Origin of the sequence: Undibacterium sp. CY21W, assembly GCF_014284265.1 — a bacterium.
Lineage (GTDB): Bacteria > Pseudomonadota > Gammaproteobacteria > Burkholderiales > Burkholderiaceae_D > Undibacterium > Undibacterium aquatile.
Window position 1 is genome coordinate 80,914 of record NZ_JACOGE010000003.1, and the last position, 17,872, is coordinate 98,785.

Annotated in this window: 15 protein-coding genes; 12 read left to right on the plus strand and 3 right to left on the minus strand. The window is 44.0% G+C overall.

Annotated elements, in window-relative coordinates:
- The first annotated feature begins 35 nt into the window (after nucleotides 1–35).
- From H8K29_RS08380 to purL, 12 genes are all read left to right on the plus strand, one after another.
- Nucleotides 36–584: a chemotaxis protein gene (locus H8K29_RS08380; RefSeq protein ID WP_186897226.1), complete on the plus strand. Its 549-nt coding sequence runs from the start codon at nucleotides 36–38 to the stop codon at nucleotides 582–584.
- 54 nt (nucleotides 585–638) lie between these two features.
- Entirely contained in the window at nucleotides 639–1,004 is a 366-nt protein-coding gene (locus H8K29_RS08385) for a response regulator (RefSeq protein WP_186885547.1), read from the plus strand.
- Between the two features lie 36 nt (nucleotides 1,005–1,040).
- Nucleotides 1,041–3,095: a chemotaxis protein CheA gene (gene cheA / locus H8K29_RS08390; protein WP_186897227.1), complete on the plus strand. Its 2,055-nt coding sequence runs from the start codon at nucleotides 1,041–1,043 to the stop codon at nucleotides 3,093–3,095.
- A gap of 32 nt (nucleotides 3,096–3,127) precedes the next feature.
- On the plus strand, nucleotides 3,128–3,643 hold the full coding sequence (locus tag H8K29_RS08395; RefSeq protein WP_186897228.1) for a chemotaxis protein CheW: 516 nt from the start codon (nucleotides 3,128–3,130) through the stop codon (nucleotides 3,641–3,643).
- A 62-nt stretch (nucleotides 3,644–3,705) separates the two neighbouring features.
- Complete coding sequence (locus tag H8K29_RS08400; RefSeq protein WP_186897229.1) at nucleotides 3,706–5,406, plus strand: methyl-accepting chemotaxis protein; 1,701 nt, start codon at nucleotides 3,706–3,708, stop codon at nucleotides 5,404–5,406.
- Between the two features lie 83 nt (nucleotides 5,407–5,489).
- Complete coding sequence (locus H8K29_RS08405; RefSeq protein WP_186897230.1) at nucleotides 5,490–6,389, plus strand: CheR family methyltransferase; 900 nt, start codon at nucleotides 5,490–5,492, stop codon at nucleotides 6,387–6,389.
- Entirely contained in the window at nucleotides 6,386–6,994 is a 609-nt protein-coding gene (gene cheD, locus H8K29_RS08410) for a chemoreceptor glutamine deamidase CheD (RefSeq protein WP_186885542.1), read from the plus strand. The genes H8K29_RS08405 and cheD overlap by 4 nt, the downstream gene beginning before the upstream one ends.
- A 50-nt stretch (nucleotides 6,995–7,044) precedes the next feature.
- Complete coding sequence (locus H8K29_RS08415) at nucleotides 7,045–8,121, plus strand: chemotaxis response regulator protein-glutamate methylesterase (protein WP_186897231.1); 1,077 nt, start codon at nucleotides 7,045–7,047, stop codon at nucleotides 8,119–8,121.
- A gap of 101 nt (nucleotides 8,122–8,222) precedes the next feature.
- Nucleotides 8,223–8,618 (plus strand): chemotaxis response regulator CheY, encoded by a 396-nt coding sequence (gene cheY / locus H8K29_RS08420; RefSeq protein ID WP_186885540.1) that lies wholly within the window; start codon nucleotides 8,223–8,225, stop codon nucleotides 8,616–8,618.
- Nucleotides 8,619–8,915: 297 nt separating this feature from the next.
- Nucleotides 8,916–10,130, plus strand: coding sequence for an EAL and HDOD domain-containing protein (locus H8K29_RS08425; RefSeq protein WP_186897232.1), 1,215 nt, complete (start codon nucleotides 8,916–8,918; stop codon nucleotides 10,128–10,130).
- Between the two features lie 73 nt (nucleotides 10,131–10,203).
- A complete protein-coding gene (locus H8K29_RS08430; protein ID WP_186897233.1) occupies nucleotides 10,204–11,871 on the plus strand; it encodes a glycosyltransferase family 39 protein in 1,668 nt (555 codons plus the stop codon).
- Nucleotides 11,872–12,010: 139 nt separating this feature from the next.
- Nucleotides 12,011–16,009, plus strand: a complete 3,999-nt coding sequence (gene purL / locus H8K29_RS08435) for a phosphoribosylformylglycinamidine synthase (protein WP_186897234.1) — start codon at nucleotides 12,011–12,013, stop codon at nucleotides 16,007–16,009.
- Between the two features lie 136 nt (nucleotides 16,010–16,145).
- On the opposite strand, the gene H8K29_RS08440 is transcribed toward purL, so the two are convergent.
- The 3 genes from H8K29_RS08440 to H8K29_RS08450 are packed head-to-tail and all read right to left on the minus strand — an operon-like array spanning nucleotide 16,146 to nucleotide 17,866.
- Nucleotides 16,146–16,919 carry a peptidylprolyl isomerase gene (locus H8K29_RS08440; protein ID WP_186897235.1) on the minus strand — a complete coding sequence of 258 codons (774 nt, stop codon included), beginning with the start codon at nucleotides 16,917–16,919 and terminating at the stop codon, nucleotides 16,146–16,148.
- A 54-nt stretch (nucleotides 16,920–16,973) separates the two neighbouring features.
- Nucleotides 16,974–17,246: a BolA family transcriptional regulator gene (locus H8K29_RS08445; RefSeq protein ID WP_186885535.1), complete on the minus strand. Its 273-nt coding sequence runs from the start codon at nucleotides 17,244–17,246 to the stop codon at nucleotides 16,974–16,976.
- Entirely contained in the window at nucleotides 17,243–17,866 is a 624-nt protein-coding gene (locus H8K29_RS08450; RefSeq protein WP_186897236.1) for a septation protein A, read from the minus strand. The genes H8K29_RS08445 and H8K29_RS08450 overlap by 4 nt, the downstream gene beginning before the upstream one ends.
- Between the last annotated feature and the right edge of the window lie 6 nt (nucleotides 17,867–17,872).

The window sequence follows — 17,872 nt, forward strand, 5'->3', positions numbered from 1 at the left end:
AGCCATTGAAAAATTATGCAGAGAGGATGCTTAAGATGTCCGAAAAGAAACTGTTGAGTTCTCAGGTAAAGCAGTTGTTAACGGGGGTGTCGGATCATGGAAACGCCCATCTTTCTGAGGTTGAAACCGACTTGGCGCAAACGGCAATTTTGCTCGGTGAGGCTATTGAAAAACTTAGTGCCAGTTTTTTTGCGCTTCACTCTGCGATTTTGAAGGAGCAAGAAGAAATTCAACTGATCATTAATTCGGGGCTGATTTCTGACGCCACAAGCGATAGATTGAAAACAATTCAAATTGAAATTGCTACCCATGTTAACGCCGCAGTAACTGGTTTGCAGTTTCAGGACATGACGAGTCAATTACTTTCCCGAACGATGCAACGCTGTGAGGGGCTTAGAGAAGTGTTAACAACATTAGGCTTATTTGGGGGGGATGTCACACTGGATATCGACAGTGATGATATCGCTTGTCTTTTGAAAGAAACCACCTCCCGACTCGAAAAACAGAGCGCTGATCTGCAGAATTTGTTGAGAAAGGCAGTTCATCAGAAACATTTGGAAAGCGGAGATGTTGAGCTGTTTTAAGTTGCACTTCGGGCTTTCAGGTATGTTGCATTTAATTCGAAAAATGGAGTAATTATGGCCAAAACGATTTTAGCGGTAGATGACTCTGGTTCATTGAGGCAGATGGTTGCATTTAGTTTAAAGGCTGCCGGGTATCAGGTAATTGAAGCGGTTGATGGGCAAGATGGCCTTGAAAAGGCCAGAAATCAAGTAGTGGATCTTGTTTTAACTGATCAGAATATGCCAAGAATGGATGGGTTGACTTTAATCAAATCGTTAAGAGGATTGGCCACTTACCAAAGAGTGCCAATTCTGATGTTGACCACCGAGTCTAGCGATGACATGAAATCTAAAGGACGTGCAGCTGGTGCAAACGGTTGGTTGGTAAAACCTTTTGATCCTCAAAAGCTCACAGAAGTCGTTAAAAAAGTAATAGGCTGATTTTCAGTTTATTAATGTATATCCCGGAGTTTAATAATGACGATTGACATGAGTCAGTTTTTTCAAGTCTTTTTTGACGAGGCGGATGAACTTCTTGCCGAAATGGAAAAGCTGCTGCTTGCCGTCGATGTTTTGTCCCCTGAGCCAGAGGACTTAAATGCTATTTTTCGTACAGCTCACTCAATAAAGGGAGGAGCATCTACTTTTGGGCTCAATGACATGAGTGAAGTGACTCATGTTTTAGAATCCCTGTTAGATAAAATCAGAAAAGGTGAAATGGCGTTGACGGCTGAGCACGTTGATGCATTTCTTATTGCAAAAGATATTTTGAAAATGCAGGTGAACGGTCATCGGCTTGGCACCCCGGTGGATCAGGATGCCGTTGGTGACGCCAGAATGCTGTTGCAATCTTTTTCAAATGAGGCTGTGCCAGTTGTCGCTCCTGTCCCACCCCCACCAACTCCGGTTACCGAGTTGGATAATACTGAATATAAATCTGCATTCAAAATTGCAATGACAGGTTTGAGTGAGAACGATGCAAAGGCGTTGCAAGTTGAGCTGGAGTTGCTTGGATCGATTTCTCAGATCGAATCTGAACCAGATAAAACTATTTTTTATCTGAGCACGAATGAAGCGGCTGACGATATCGTTTCTATTTGCTTATTTATTCTGAATCCGGATTGCTTTACCGTTACAGAAGTACCACTCTCTACGCAAGCTACCCAAAAAAATAAGGAGAAAACTGAGGATGAATTGGGGTACGGCTTTTTTGAGCCACTTGATTCTATGTTCCCTCCTTTAGACCCTGCTTCGGATTCAGATAAAACCACTGAACTAACAATGCAAGCAAATAGTATTGCTTCGTCTGCAAATCATGTTGAGAAGAAAAATTCAGTAAAGAAAGACGCAGAAAAGCATATTGCCTCTCAAGAAACTTCAACAATCCGTGTGGGAATAGAGAAAGTCGATCAGCTCATTAATTTAATTGGCGAGCTTGTCATTACTCAGGCGATGCTTGAGCAGCGAACACAGGAGTTAGATCCTATCGTTCACGAGCGCATATTGGGGAGTGTCGCGCACTTAACGCGGAATACGCGTGATCTGCAAGAGGCAGTCATGTCAATTCGCATGATGCCGATGGATTATGTTTTTTCTCGTTTCCCACGCATGGTGAGAGACCTTGCGACAAAGCTCGGTAAAAAAGTCGATTTTATTACCCATGGGGCATCGACTGAGCTGGATAAAGGTTTGATCGAGAGAATCGTTGATCCTTTGACGCATTTGGTGCGAAATAGTATCGATCACGGGATAGAAATACCAGCAATCAGAACGCAAAGTGGTAAAAGTGAAATTGGAAAATTGTCTCTGTCTGCAGTACATCAGGGTGGAAATATTGTCATAGAAGTGAGTGATGACGGTGGTGGACTGAATCGGGAAAGAATACTTTCAAAGGCTCGTGAAAATGGCTTAGTGGCGCCAGATTCGATGTCAGATTCTGACGTATGGCAACTTATTTTTGCCCCAGGATTTTCGACAGCAGAAATTGTGACAGATGTTTCCGGACGTGGTGTCGGTATGGATGTCGTTAAGAGAAACATCTCTGCGATGGGAGGTGTTGTTGATATTCGTTCTGCGATGGGGCTGGGCACTACTATAACTATTTCGTTACCGTTGACATTAGCGATTTTGGATGGGATGTCAATTAAGCTCGGTGACGAAATATACATATTACCACTTGGTTTTGTTGTCGAATCGCTGCAACCTGCTGCAGTAGATGTCAAAGAGGTTAGTGGTAAAGGAACAGTTGTTAAGGTCAGAGATGAATACTTACCCTTAGTTCCTCTTTATCAGCGCTTCAATTTAACGCCTAAATTTCTTAATCCGTCAGAAGGTATCCTCGTCATTGTTGAAGTGGATGGGAAAAAAGCAGCTTTATTTGTTGATGATTTGGTGGGGCAACAACAAGTCGTTGTTAAAAATATTGAGTCAAATTATAAAAAAGTGCCGGGAATTTCTGGCGCAACAATTTTGGGCGATGGAGGCGTTGCTCTTATTCTGGATGTTTCTGCATTGCTCCGGTCAAATAGATAGTCATAGTTAGAAACGTAAATAAAGGATTGAAAATGTCACAATCGACACAATTAGCCAACGAAACTAAATCTTCCGCTCAGGAAGGGAATTCTGATGTCGCGGGCAATGAGTTTCTTGCGTTTACCCTGGGAAATGAGGAATACGGCATCGATATTTTAAAAGTCCAGGAAATTCGTGGGTACGAAGCAGTCACCAGGATTGCAAATGCGCCCGAATTTTTGAAGGGCGTGATTAATCTGCGAGGAATTATCGTTCCGGTTGTAGACATGAGAATTAAGTTTAATCTGGGAAGCCCGACTTACGATCAGTTCACAGTTGTCATCATCTTAAACATTGAAGGCAGAATTGTTGGGATGGTGGTGGATAGTGTGTCAGATGTCACTACCTTGTTGCCTAGTCAGGTCAGACCTGCGCCAGAAATGGGAACGACCTTCAGCACTGATTTTCTGATTGGTTTAGGGACGTTAGAAGATCGAATGCTGATTCTGGTTGATATAGATAAATTGATGTCTAGCCCAGAAATGGGGCTCGTCGATCAATTAGCTTAGGTAGTAAATTTTTCTTTAAGATCATAATAAAAACAGAATAACTGTTTATCAGGGAGATAGTTGTGAATTTACGTAATTTGAAAATTGGTACTCGTTTAGCTTTAGGATTTGCCATTATTCTTGGCGGTATTGTCGCGGTGATGTTGCTGGTCAACGCATTGAATGCGTCGAATCGTAAAGAGATGTCGGAAAACTTGCGCCTGGCAAACCAAAAGCAGGCACTGGCTAATCTGATGAAAAGCTCTCTTTATGAAAGTGGAATTGCAATGCGTAATATCGGTATCCAATCGGATGTCGGTGAGATGCAAAAAGAAGAAGGACGAGTCAAGGCTCAGCGTAAGTTATACGATGATTCAAAAGAGAAAATTTCAGCTTTAGGATTAAGTGACGACGAAAAAAAGATCGTTGACGAGATAGCTAAATTAGATAAAGAAGCCTCAGGCCCTTTTAAAGACGCGGTTGGCCAAGCTTTGGCTTTTAACGCTGAGGGGGCAGTAAAAATAATTGCAACGGTTTTAGACCCAATTAGTAATAAACAAATTATTGAAATCAATAAGTTGGTTGAGCTACAGGCCGTCGCCGCTACTCAGGCATTTGATCGTGCAGACTCTGCAGCTAAAAAGTTGTCTTACATTCTTTATGTGATTCTGGTTTTTGCGCTCGGTATAGGTGCATTGATCGCGTGGATACTGACTAACAGCATCACTAAACCTTTATCTGAAGCACTTGGTTTGGCTGAAACAGTTGCCAGCGGTGATTTGTGTAGTGATGTTGTTGTTGCAGGTAGTGATGAGGTCTCGTCGCTACTACTCGCGCTGAAAAATATGAACAGCAGCTTGGCCGCAACCGTTGGCAAAGTTAGGGAAGGAACCGAAACAATTACTTTCGCTGCTCAGGAAATCGCGTCCGGAAATGCAGATCTTTCCCAACGCACTGAATCTCAAGCGAGTTCTTTAGAAGAAACTGCCAGTTCTATCGAAGAGTTGACAAGTACAGTGAAGCAAAATGCAGACAATGCGCGGCAGGCAAATCAGTTGGTCGTATCTGCGACCGGTGTTGCAGTTAAAGGTGGCGCTGTTGTCGGTCAGGTTGTGAATACAATGGGATCAATTAAAGACAGTTCGAGAAAAATTGTCGATATTATTGGTGTTATTGATGGGATTGCTTTTCAAACGAATATTCTCGCGTTGAATGCAGCAGTTGAGGCAGCCAGGGCGGGGGAGCAAGGGCGAGGCTTTGCGGTTGTTGCTGCTGAAGTGAGAAATTTGGCTCAACGCAGTGCTGGCGCAGCAAAAGAAATTAAATCCTTGATTGACGACTCGGTTGATAAGGTTGATCAAGGAAGTAAGCTGGTGGATGAGGCTGGTAAAACGATGGATGAAATCGTCACTAGCGTCCAGCATGTTGCCGATATCATGAGCGAAATAGCGGCTGCAAGTCAGGAGCAAAGCGCTGGAATTGAGCAAGTCAATTTGGCAATTACTCAGATGGATGAAATGACTCAGCAAAATGCTGCGTTAGTTGAGCAGGCCGCAGCTGCAGCTGAAAGTATGGAGGAGCAAGCTGTCGAATTGGCTAGAGCTGTAAGTGTATTTAAATTGTCTAATTCGCTGCAGCCAGTGGTTAGACCTGTTGCGCAATATCGTGAGTCGGTAGTCAAACCAAATCAGGTTAAACCAGCGGCATTGCCTTCGGCAACAAAAAACACAGAAGCTTCCAATGTTAAGAAAGTTGCTGCAGATGACTCATGGGAAGAGTTTTGATTTTTAAATTAATGCGTGTTCGTATGTGGACCCGGGTGTTCTTTGGTGCTTATAAGTTCTGAGTTTAGTTTTGAAAGTCTTTGATGAGAAATATTGGCGCAAAAGAAAGATCAGAAAACTCAAAGGAGTTTGAATTTAACTCTCGTGACTTTGATCGTGTGAGAGAGCTGATATATAAGCGGGCAGGCATATCTCTCGCCGATAGCAAGCAAGAGATGGTTTATAGTCGTCTCGCAAGGCGCTTACGGGCGACCGGAATAAATTCATTCTCGGATTATCTGAACAGTTTGGAGAGAGAGCACGATAGTTTGGAGTGGGAGGCTTTTACGAATGCCTTGACTACAAATTTGACATCCTTTTTTCGCGAAGAACACCATTTCCCTATTCTTGCGGATTTTGTAAAACATCGTAAGCAACCAATTCAAATTTGGTGTTCCGCCAGCTCTACCGGAGAGGAGCCGTATTCGATTGCCATGACTCTTTGTGAGGCCTTTGGTACTTTGCGTCCCCCAGCGCATATCGTGGCTACGGATATTGATACTAACGTTTTGAATACTGCGTCGAAAGGTGTTTATAACATCGACAGGGTAGAGAAATTATCTCCAGATCGGGTGAAAAAATTTTTCCTTAAAGGAAAAGGTAACCAAGATGGACTTGTCAGAGTAAGGCAAGAGCTAATCGATATGATTACCTTCAAACAGCTTAATTTGCTTGCTGATAGTTGGCCGCTGTCAGGGGAGTTTGACGCGATTTTTTGTCGAAACGTGATGATCTATTTTGATAAGCCCACTCAGGGCAAAATTCTCAGAAAATTCGTTCCATTAATGAAGCACGATGCATTATTGTTCGCGGGACATTCAGAGAATTTTTTATACGTGTCGGATGATTTTAAGTTGAAGGGGAAAACCGTGTACGAGCTTTCTTCTGGTAATGCTGTCAATGGACGAGTTGCTACAAATCATTTGCACAAAGGTAGCTTATGAGTAAGTTGAGTGAAGAGCATTTTGCAACAAACGTATATTTTGACAGGACGTTTGATTGTGACGCTGCAAAAATTTTGCCAGGAGAGTTTTATTTCACGAACAAAGACATGTTGATCGTGACGGTTCTTGGCTCTTGTGTTTCTGCTTGCATTCGTGATCGTGTGACTGGAGTAGGGGGGATGAATCATTTTATGCTCCCGGATACCGGTGGGGATGCAGATAATCCTGTTTCTGCCTCTATGCGTTACGGTACCTATGCAATGGAGGTGCTTATTAATGAGCTACTGAAAGCAGGTGCGAAACGAGAAAACATGGAAGCAAAAGTTTTTGGTGGTGGAAATGTGTTGCGTGGTTTTACAGCTATCAACGTAGGTGAAAGAAATGCAAAGTTCGTCCTGGATTACTTAAAGGCGGAGCGCATGCGTGTGATTGCGGAGGATCTGAATGATATTTATCCTCGCAAAGTATATTTTTTTCCAAAAACGGGTAAGGTTCTCGTCAAAAAATTAAAAGTAGAACACAATGACACACTGAGAAAACGTGAGCAGGATTATGCAAGTCGCTTAAAAACGACCTCTGTGGGTGGGGAAGTCGATTTGTTTTAATTTTGACCTGAATTTTTTGCAAGCTTCAGGCGAATATGGAATTTTTCCAGATGAAAATAAAAGTATTAATTGTTGATGATTCGGCGCTCATTCGTAGCGTCATGAGTGAAATTATTCGTAGCCAACCGGATATGGAAGTTGTTGGCGTCGCACCTGATCCGCTGGTTGCCAGAGAACTGATTAAACAGACTAATCCGGATGTTTTGACTTTAGATGTCGAAATGCCGAAGATGGATGGCTTGGATTTTCTTGAGCGCCTGATGCGTTTGAGGCCGATGCCGGTCATTATGGTGTCCTCACTGACTGAGCGAGGGTCAGAGATCACGATGAAGGCTCTGGAGTTAGGGGCTGTTGATTTTGTCTCAAAGCCTAAAATGTCGATTCAGAGTGGCATGCTTGATTATGCTGAGTTAATCGCCGATAAAATCCGCATTGCATCAAAAGCAAAAATCCGACCAAGAGCGCTTTCTGCTGTTGATCATACTAAAGATGCGCCGGGTGCTTTGCCATTGGTGCGTAATCCTTTAACCAGTAGTGAAAAACTGATTATTATCGGTGCTTCCACCGGAGGCACTGAAGCCATAAAGAATTTTCTTGTGCAAATGCCGTCAGATTGTCCAGGCATTTTAATTACTCAGCATATGCCAGAAGGCTTTACCCGCTCTTTTGCAAAGCGACTTGACGGTTTATGTAAAATTTCTGTATCTGAGGCTGTGGGCGGAGAGCGCGTTTTGCCTGGGCATGCGTATATTGCACCGGGACATTCACATTTACTCCTTGCCCGTAGTGGGGCTAATTATGTAACCCAACTCGATACCGGAGAGCCTGTAAATCGGCATCGCCCATCCGTTGATGTCCTGTTCCGTTCTGCTGCTACTTATGCCGGTAAAAATGCTGTTGGTGTTATATTGACTGGCATGGGGAAAGATGGTGCTGCCGGCATGTTGGAAATGAAAAACGCTGGTGCTTATAATTTTGCGCAAGATGAAGCAACTTGTGTAGTATTTGGAATGCCTCGGGAAGCAATTGCAATCGGTGCGACACATGAAGTTTCGCCCTTAAACGAATTGCCAACAAAGGTATTGCATTATTTGGCAACACATGGAAGCCGTGCACTTAGGGTTTGATGGAGTGAGGAGACATGCTTCAATGCAATTTAACCCACCTCTTATTCTTAAATTGACCGATAATATTAGTAATTGTATTCAAAGAAATAATGGAGTAATTCATGGCCGATCAAAACCTGAAATTTTTAGTTGTAGACGATTTTTCTACTATGCGTCGCATAGTAAGAAATTTGCTTAAAGAGTTAGGCTACTCCAATGTGGATGAGGCTGAGGACGGAGCGATGGGGCTTGCGAAGTTGAAAAACGGTGATTTCGACTTTATTATTTCTGACTGGAATATGCCTAATATGGATGGCCTCACTATGTTGCAACATATTCGTGCTGATCCTGCGCTTTCTAAAATTCCGGTTCTGATGGTTACTGCAGAGGCGAAGAAAGAAAACATTATTGCTGCTGCACAAGCTGGTGCGAATGGCTATGTTGTTAAGCCGTTTACTGCCGCAACCTTGGATGAAAAGCTTTCAAAAATTTTTGAGAAATTGGGTAAGAGCGCCTGATTTAAGCTGCTGCCAAATGCGGATGCGTTAGAGAGTTGGTTTATCATCAGACTTTCTATCTGGCAGTTGTCTTGGTTTTGTAGGCACTCTGTGGCAGAGTGCCTGCCGAATATTATGAAATGAGATACTTGTCTTAGTCGGATGAAATTAAAAAAGTGACTGAAGTTTTTTTAAAATTATCTGCAAAAACCTCGAGACAAAAAATGTTCTTGCCTATCAGTGAAATCAAATGAGCTGTTGGATGAATTCTGTTCCTGATGATTTTGTCTTTGTGGTTAAATAAATAATAAATTCTATATGATTGAAGATAATTTCATCTTAAGAGAACCGCTGCTTGACCCTAAGCAACGCGTGATTGGTTTTCAGTTTTCATGGCAACAAGCGGATTCCAACGCTCAGTTAGACAGCCAAAATCTCGATTATTTACTGGAATTTGTTGCCGGTCATCTGAATGATGATGACGGTTTTTTACTTGCGGACAGCTTGGTGTTTCTTGAAGCATTGCCTGAACTATTGCATGCTGATGGACTCAAATCATTTCCACCAAAAAATACAGTCTTGATTTTGCATAAGAAGTATTTTGCAGATGAATCTACATTGGAGGCAGTAAAGGAACTACGGGCTCTGGGCTTTGGCATTTGCCTTCGCGGAGCTGAAGTTACAACGCTGGAACGTTCCTTTTTTGCATTTGTCTCTCATATTGAGGTGCAGTTAAATGCGGCTAACTTCGCGTCTCAGGCAAAAATGTATGCGTCGTTGAAGCAATCTTCGGTCAAGATGGTGGCGCGTAATGTTTCTACGTGGCAGGATTTTGATGCTTGTGCAGCTTTAGGTTTGGATAGTTTTGTTGGGAAGTTGCATTTGATTCCAAGACCCAGTTCCGCGCCAAAAAGCTTGAATCCAGCGCAGACTACGATATTGCAGTTGATGGAAATGGTCAGAAAGAATGCGGATGTCCAGCAGCTGGAGTTGGTTGTTAAACGTGATGCTACGCTGGCATACAAGTTATTGCGTTACATTAATTCTGCTGGTTTTGGCCTGCGCACAGAAATTCAGTCGTTGAAGCATGCGGTACAAATGTTAGGCTACAGTCCGCTATACAGATGGTTAACTGTTTTGCTTGCAACCGCAAGTACCAGCGGATATTCGCCGGTTCTGCTGGAAACAGCAATTGTCAGGGGGCGGTTTGCAGAGTTACTCGGTCAAATGAAAATGCCGAAGTCTGAAGCGGAAAATCTTTTTGTTGCAGGGATGTTTTCCTTGCTTGACCGCTTACTTGGTTTGCCGATGGAAGATGTACTCTCGACTATACAATTACCCGAAGTTGTTACCGAGGCATTGATTTCGAGGGAAGGGGTTTTTGGTCCTTACCTAGCCTTGGCAGAGGCATGTGAGTTGAATAGTATGCTGGTTGGTTCTTTGGCTGAGTCGTTAAAGATTTCCGCCGAGGACGTAAATACAGCTCATTTGGCTGCTTTAGTGTGGGCGAAAAATGTAGCGACAGCTGCATAACGATACTGATTGGCAAAAACGGCAAGCCTTCATGCTTGCCGTTTTTTTTATTTATTGATCTGATACAAAATTAATGATGAAGCGCGAGCATAACATTCAATTTCCAGAAATACCTCTTTGGTTGGTATGGGGTATTGTTTGTTATTTTGTGAGCTTCAAGTTGGGCAGCTATCCGATTCTGGATAACAATGAAGGATTGTACGCAGAAATCCCCCGTGAAATGTTACGTTCCGGTGATTGGCACCAGTGGATTATTCCTCATCTGAACGGGCTGCCATACATGGAGAAACCTCCTCTGTTGTATTGGTTGACTGCGGTTTTTTTTGCGGCATTTGGTGAGTCAGAGTGGGTTGCCAGGTTGGTTCCGGTGTCCTCTGGTATTGGATGCGTGGGACTGATTTTGTGGTTCACTAAATCGATAGGGCGAGAGTACGCTGGCAGGTTGGCGGCTATTGTGTTTATCAGCAGTCTTGGCGTTACTGCGATGTCCCGTATCCTGATGTTTGATATGTTGCTGACGGTATTGTTGACGGCGGCAGTGATGTCGGGATATCTGTTCTGCGTAAGAAAACAACGTAAATTACTCTACCTATGTATGGCTATGCTGGCGCTTGCTTTGCTGGCGAAGGGATTTGTTGCGTTGATTTTATTTTTCGCGGTTATGGGCACTTACCTTGCGTTAAGCTCGTCAACGTTGAAAAACTTCCTGTCTCGTTTATATGAATGTTTGCACTGGAAGGGGTTGTTGGTTTTTTTCCTCATTGCGACTCCGTGGCATATCGCAGCAATGCTGGTTGAACCTATTTTCCCCTGGTTTTATTTCATTAACGAACACATCTTAAGATTCCTGGGGAAGAGGGAGCCGCATGATTACTATGCAGGTGCTTGGTGGTATTACCTTCCACGGGCGTTGCTGTTTCTATTCCCATGGTCATTTTTCCTTCCGGTCTTAGCATTTGCCCGAACGAATATTGCACGTCAGCGGGATATACATTTGTTCTTGTGTATTGCCTGGCTGATACCTATGGTATTTTTTTCTGTCTCCAGTGCGAAGGCAAATTATTATCTCGTGATTGTGATGCCGTTTGTGGCGATTCAATTGGCTTTGATGTTGGAAGATGCGAAATTTGGTGGTCGCTGGGGGCTGGTAATCCCGGGGGCACTGTTGTCAATTTTATTTTTTGCACTGACCTTGTGGTTTTTAAATGGGAAAAACGAAGCCCTGAATGGCCTGTTTATTAAGGGAATTTTTACCCGGTATTTTGCTGAAATTTTGTTGATCACATCAATTCTGGTGACGTTTTTCTCATACCGTATACGCAAACTGGGTGTTTTGTTATACGTTTTGGTTCCGATGATGAGTTTGCCGGCCATGTTGCAAGTGATCGATGTGAGGCAGAATTATATTTCCACAAAAGAAGTTGCTGCATGGTTGAGGACGGATTTTCCTCGGTCTGAGGTTATCTTGTACCGTGTTTTTGAGCATCAATCTTCATTGCCATTTTATTTGAAAGCCCCGGTTCGAGTCGTTGATAGCCGAAGCAGTGATTTATTTTGGGGTAACAAGCTTCACAAAAATAATATCGTGCTAAGCGATATGCAGTTTCAGATTCTGCTTGATAAGCAAAAGATTGTATTGATGGTTCTGAAAGAAGATTTACCTGATTTCAGACAAAAGAAGTATTTTTCTGAATTTAAATTGACCAGAGAATCTGGTAATACTCTGATTTTTACCAATTAATTCAGATATTTACTGAATTTAAAACCGGTGCCTTCTGGAGCCTGTAAGGGCATCAAGGTATAATCACGCTTTTCTCATCCAACCTGCGATAGTTAGAGAGAAACTGTCTCCTGCTATTGCCTCAACTACTCCTCTAGCCATGTTGATATTGCCAGGCTCTAATGCCCTGTCTGCTTTCCGTACATCCAATCTGCTGAATCGTTTGCAGGAAGTCGATGCAAATATTATCGGCGTCACTGCAAGATACCAACATTTTGTAGATGTAAGCGTTGAATTGCAAAAGAATGATATTGAACGTCTTGAAGCTTTATTAGTTTACGGCGACCGTTTCAATGGATCTCAGGACGGTGAATCTTTTATCGTTATTCCGCGTATCGGCACGATTTCTCCGTGGGCAAGTAAAGCAACTGATATTGCGCGAAATTGTGGTATGCATCAGGTGCGTCGTATCGAGCGTGGTATCAGCTACTTTGTACAAATGAAAACAGGCTTTTTTGGTGGAACCAAAGAAGTGAAGCAGTCATCCCGAGAAGCCATCTCTGCTTTATTGCATGATCGTATGACTGAAATGGTATTGACGAATCTTGGTGATGCCGGTGCGCTGTTTTCCGAGTTGCAAGCAAAACCTCTGGAATCTGTTGATATTCTGAGCGGTGGTAAAAATGCCTTGCTGAATGCCAATAGCGAGTTAGGCCTTGCCTTATCCGATGATGAAATCGATTATCTGGTAGATGCTTTTAATTCCGTCAAACGTAATCCGACTGACGTTGAATTAATGATGTTTGCACAGGCAAACAGCGAGCATTGCCGTCATAAAATATTTAATGCAGATTGGACTATTGACGGTGTTGAGCAAGATAAGTCTTTGTTTCAGATGATTAAAAACACCCACGAGCTGCATCCACAGGGAACCGTCGTTGCTTATAGTGATAATTCCTCAATTATCGAAGGTGCAAAAGTTCAGCGTTTTTATCCTCGCGACAGTAAAACGGGTACTTATGCGTTGTCGGAAGAATTAACCCATATTTTAATGAAGGTGGAGACGCATAACCATCCGACCGCAATTTCACCATTTCCTGGCGCATCTACTGGCGCAGGCGGCGAAATTCGTGATGAAGGTGCGACCGGCAGAGGGGCAAAACCTAAAGCTGGGCTGACAGGATTTACAGTGTCCAATCTGTCTCTCCCTGGCATGACTCAGCCTTGGGAAAACGCGACTGATTGTGATGGCGGCGCAAAAACAGAATCTGTGTACGGAAAACCCGACCGCATTGCTTCTGCATTGCAAATCATGATTGATGGTCCTTTGGGTGGCGCTGCATTTAACAATGAGTTTGGCCGTCCTAATTTAGGGGGTTATTTCCGTACTTATGAACAAAATGTTGGCGGTACAGTGTATGGCTACCATAAGCCCATCATGATCGCTGGTGGTATTGGCAGTATTTCCGCTCAACATACTAAGAAAAATGATTTGCCAGTAGGAAGTTTGTTGATTCAACTTGGCGGACCAGGCATGCGTATAGGGATGGGCGGCAGTGCGGCTTCCTCTATGGCGACAGGTACTAATACTGCTGATCTTGATTTCGATTCGGTTCAACGCGGAAATCCTGAAATGGAGCGGCGTGCGCAGGAGGTGATCAATTCTTGCTGGCAAATGGCTGATGCGAATCCGATTTTATCTATTCACGATGTCGGTGCCGGCGGCTTGTCGAACGCGTTTCCTGAAATAACGAATGATGTAAAGCGGGGTGCAATATTTGATTTGCGCAAAGTGCATCTGGAAGAGAGTGGTATGGCCCCAAAAGAAATCTGGAGCAACGAGTCACAAGAACGTTATGTGTTGGCAATTGCCCCCGAGAGCCTGGAAATTTTCCGTGGCTTTTGTGAGCGCGAGCGCTGTCCGTTTGCAGTAGTGGGTACCGCGACAGAAGAACGGCAATTGAAAGTGATTGATCCGGAACACAGCAATACACCGGTCGATATGCCGATGAATGTATTGCTGGGAAAACCTCCCAAGATGCACAGGAACGTTGAGCGTCTGCAGACATCGTATAAGCCGCTGGATCTGACGGGAATCAGTCTTGATGATGCGACACAACGTGTATTAAGTTTGCCTACGGTTGCGGATAAATCGTTTCTGATTACGATCGGCGACAGAACTGTTGGCGCAACGACCGTACGTGATCAGATGGTCGGGCCGTGGCAGGTACCTGTGGCTGATTGCGCGGTGACGACAATGAGTTTCGAGGGCTTTCTGGGTGAAGCGATGGCCATGGGCGAACGCACTCCGCTCGCGGTCATTAATGCGCCGGCTTCGGGTCGTATGGCCGTTGGTGAGGCGATTACGAATATTGCTGCGGCACCGATCAAAGATATCTCAGATATCAAATTATCTGCCAACTGGATGGCGGCTTGCGGTCAGCCAGGTCAGGATGCTGCCTTGTTTGATACAGTGAAAGCTGTCGGCATGGATTTATGCCCGGCACTTGGCATCAGTATTCCAGTCGGTAAAGATTCTCTGTCAATGCGTACAACGTGGAAAGATAGTGACGACAATAAGTCTGTCACGTCGCCAGTGTCATTGATCATATCGGGTTTCTCACCTGTCTATGATGTGCGTAAGACACTGACGCCGCAAATACGCCTGGATAAAGGTGATACAAGCCTGATTCTGATTGATCTTGGTCGTGGGCGAAATCGCCTCGGTGCTTCGGCTTTTGCACAAGTGATGCAAGTGATTGGCAATGATGTGCCAGATGTTGACAGCGCTGCTGACCTGAAGGCTTTCTTCGCTGCTATTCAGCAATTGAACAGTGAAGATAAACTGCTGGCTTACCATGACCGTTCTGACGGTGGTTTGTTTGCGACTTTATGCGAGATGGCGTTTGCTGGTCGCGCAGGGTTGGCGATTAATCTCGATATCCTGACGATGGAAACCGAGCATGCTGCAGATCAGGGCGACGCCAAAAATTGGGCCGGTCAAGTAGCGGAAAGAAGAAATGATCTGACATTACGGGCATTGTTCAATGAAGAATTAGGCGCCGTGATTCAGGTGCGCACCGAACAACGCTCTGAAGTCATGGATGTTTTACGCTCACATAATCTCGGTGCCTGTAGCCACATTATTGGCAAGCCGAATGCCAGTGACTCGATAGAGTTTTACCGTGACGTAAAACAGATATTCAAAAAACTCAGATCAGAACTTCATCAGACATGGAGCAAAACCAGCTGGCAGATCGCTCGCCTGCGCGATAATCCGGCTTGCGCTGATGCAGAGTACGCCCGCATCAGTGATGTGCAAGACCCAGGGATGCAGCCCAAGTTAAGTTTTGATATCAATGATGATGTTGCTGCTCCATTTATCGCTACCGGTGTTCGTCCTAAGGTGGCAATCTTGCGCGAACAGGGTGTGAACTCTCACATCGAAACTGCATATGTTATGCATAAGGCGGGATTTGAATCTGTCGACGTACATATGAGCGATTTGATTGCTGGTCGTGCGAATCTGAGTCATTTTAAAGGCTTGATCGCTGTCGGCGGCTTCTCTTATGGAGACGTATTAGGTGCAGGTGAGGGCTGGGCAAAAACGATCTTGTTTAATGCGATGTTGTCTCAGCAATTCTCTGAGTTTTTCCACAGAACTGACACATTTGGTTTGGGTATTTGTAATGGTTGTCAGATGATGAGTAATCTGAAATCGATTATCCCGGGGGCGGAAGCGTGGCCGAAATTTACCAAGAACAAATCTGAACAATTCGAAGCACGTTTTTCGATGGTTGAAGTGTTGGATTCTGCTTCTGTCTTTTTCAGTGGCATGGCGGGGACGCAAACTCCAATCGCGGTAGCCCACGGCGAAGGTTTTGCTGATTTTTCTACGACCGGCGATATTGCTAAGGCGCAAGTGGCAATGCGATTCGTTAACAACAGCGGAGATGTTACTGAAAGCTATCCGTACAATCCGAACGGTTCACCACAGGGAATTACTTCTGTAACGAATCTGGATGGGCGCTTTACAGTGATGATGCCGCACGCCGAACGTGTGTTCCGCACAGCGATTCATTCCTGGCATCCGGATGACTGGAATGAAGACTCACCATGGATGCGCATGTTCCGAAATGCAAGAAAGTGGGTGGGTTGATCTAAGGTTGAATTGAAGAAAGGGGGCTTTTGCCCCCTTTCTTATTTTTGTGATTTTGCTGATTTTATTTGACCGCATCGCAAATAAAAAAAGAGGCGTTTAATACGCCTCTTTTTTGAACTGAACCTGATTGTAATTACTGAACTTTTGCTTTTTTCACCAACGCTTGTTGATAAGCCTGCACTTTTTGTTGCTGCAGTCCATCAACGATCTGTGGTTTTACTTCTTCTAGTGTCGGGAATTTTGCTGTGCGTACATCATCTAATTTGATGATGTGAAAGCCAAATTCAGTTTTAACCGGTGTTTCGGTAAACTGACCCTTTTGCAAAGCAGTCATTGCTTGAGAGAATGCAGGAACGAATGTTGCTGGTGTTGCCCAGTCAAGATCACCGCCTTTTGCTGCGGATCCTGTATCTTTAGATTGTTTAGCTAATTCTTCAAATTTAGCGCCAGCTTTCAATTTCAAAATGATCGCTTTTGCATCATCTTCTTTTTCTACCAGAATATGATAGGCGTGATATTCCTTGTCGCCAGCTTGTGCTTTTGCTTTGTCGTATTCAGCCTGTACTTCGGCATCGGAAACAGGATTTTTCTTTACATAATCAATCATCAGCGCACGAATCAGCAAAGATTGACGAGCGATTTCCAATTGATTTTTTACTTCTGCATTCGAAGCGAGGCCAGATTTTTCAGCTTCCTGCATTAATACTTCACGATTAATCAGTTCTTGCTTCACCATTGCGCGCAACTGTGGGCTGTCTTGCTGACCTTGCGATGCCAGTTGTTTGACCATGGCATCTACGCGAGAAGAAGGAATTGCTTTGCCATTGACTACAGCAAGATTTTGAGCCATTGCAGGCAGGGCTGTTGCAAGAAGTACTACCAGCAAATGAGCAGGTTTAAAAGTCATTGTCTGTTCCTAAAATAACAAAATAAAAAACGGATTATAAGTAAACTGCTTAGGTTAGGTCGGTATCTCTGACGGAGCAAGTGCACTGATTGCCAGTGCGTGAATTTCCGTGTGCATCATATCGCCAATGGCATCATACACCAGACGATGGCGGGAAATGCGATTTAAGCCCTCAAATTGAGGACAAATTATTTTCAAACTGTAATGACTTCCTCCTGATGCGGCACCTGCATGCCCTGCATGTGCATGGGAGTCATCCTGAAGTTCACACAGCACGGGGTGCAAATTTTCTGTCAGACGTATGTGTAATTTTTCAAAACGGGTCATGACTCAGTTTCTTCTATGTATTTTGTTAAAAATAAGCTTTGAATAATAACGAATGCAGGCATGATCCCTATCATGGATATCAGCTTGAAATTCGCCCAGGCTGACGTCGTGAAATTGTAGGCTACCAGTAGATTCGCGATTCCCATTACTAAAAAAAAGCAGATCCACGCAAGACTGAGGCGAGACCAGATTTTCTCCGGGAGTTTTACTTGCGATTCCATTGCAGTACGGATCAGATTTTTCTTAAAGCCAAACTGTGCCAGCATAAACGCGACGGCATAACACCAGTAAAGAACAGTTGGTTTCCATTTAATAAATGCTTCGCTATGGAAATAAATAGTTGCCCCACCGAACACCATGATGACGATGAATGAGATCCAAAGCATTGCATCGACCTTCTTTCTACGTATAAGCAGATAGGCAATCTGGCATAAAGATGCAATCAGTGTCACAGCCGTGGCAAGTAGAATTGGCGCAACTTCCTCGGCGCTGCCGCCACCTGACACGAGTCCGGAAAGAAATTCAGTTACATACGCCTGTGCAGCAGTAGGGTGGTTTTCTCCCCATTTGAACGTCACAAAAAACAGAATGACGGGGAAAATATCAAATAAAAATTTCATTAAAAA